The 1,303-nt window shown below is 36.1% G+C and carries 1 protein-coding gene; it reads left to right on the top strand.

Annotation, left to right across the window (positions count from 1 at the left end):
* Positions 1-226 precede the first annotated feature (226 nt).
* A partial coding sequence (locus tag CXF76_RS00705) for a TolC family protein (protein ID WP_101162811.1) occupies positions 227-1,303 on the top strand: 1,077 nt, incomplete at its 3' end.

Below are 1,303 nucleotides of genomic sequence, written 5' to 3'. Positions count from 1 at the left end.
TCATTGCAGTGGCAGCCACTTATCTTGGATTTTAGTCAGTAATTCAAATACCACGGGCAAACTAAACATTATCAATAAAACGCCTTATCAAATTGATCAAACAAATACTTACCTTGAAGCGATACTTCGCCCACCCATTTCTTAATTAGATTGATTTTTAATGACCTATTTGTCCATGAGAAGGATAAAGGGTTCGTGTTTATAAATTAAAAAATTAAGAAGTTTTATGTATATATTTTTAAAAAATACAGGTTTAACCCTGTCTTTATGCATGGCTGTGAGTTTTTCAGTTGCCACTTATGGCAAACAGAAAAGTATTTCATGGCTAGATAGTCAAATAAATAAAGATCCCGAAGTTGTTGCGGCTAAAGAGTTACTTAATGCAAGTAATCATAGAGCCAAAAGCTTAACTCAAGCCGTATATAACCCAGAGCTTGAAGCAAGCTATGAAAAAGAAGGTGATTTTGATAATTACTCTATTGGTATCAGTCAAACGATAGATTTTTGGGATAAGCAATCAACAAATAAAACCATTGGTGAAATTGATGTTTATGCAAACCAGCAACAATTGTTATCTCTACTCGATTCTAAAAAGGCTAATGCCTTAACTGCATTAGTTAATTGGCAAGCAGCAAAAAAAGCTGCTCAGTTACTTTCAGAAAGAGAAGAGCAATTGCAAACGCTCGTTGGAATTGTTGAAGACAAACGAAAAGCTGGACTTCTAGAGCCACTTGACGCTGAGCTAGTCTATTTAAACTTGTCGCAAATTTTTAGTGAAATATCTGAGTCTCAAATTGCTTTGAAAAATGCAGAGGTAAAGGTTCAGGAGTTATTGCCTGATTGGACGCCTAATACTACCAATTTGTTTTCATTTACTTTTGGAGCAACAAGCTACTCATTTAACTCCCAGTGGGTTGAGGAACATCCAAAAGTTAAACTTGCTAGAGCGAAATGGAAGGGACAACAATCTAAAGCTCAACTAACCACTATGGAATCTAAAGCTAATCCAACCATTGGCGTTAGCGCAGGGAAAAGTGGAGATGAAGACTTGGTTGGTGTGACTTTTTCAATGCCTTTAAACATCAGAAATAACTATACAGATAATGTTAAAGCCGCTTATTCAGAAGCCATTGCAGCCGAGGCGAATTTTCAGTCGGTATATCGAAAGCAGTCTTTTGAAGCAAAAGCTAATTATGAATCGCTTAATGTCAGTAGAAAATATTATGAGCAATGGCAAAAACTGACAAAAGGCAGATTAGATAGCAGCGAAAACTTATTAAATAAGCGCTGGCAAGCTGGTGAT

Source organism: Pseudoalteromonas sp. 78C3, assembly GCF_002836695.1.
GTDB lineage: Bacteria > Pseudomonadota > Gammaproteobacteria > Enterobacterales > Alteromonadaceae > Pseudoalteromonas > Pseudoalteromonas arctica.
Note: the sequence above shows the minus strand (reverse complement) of the source record. Positions and strands in the feature narration are given on the sequence as shown.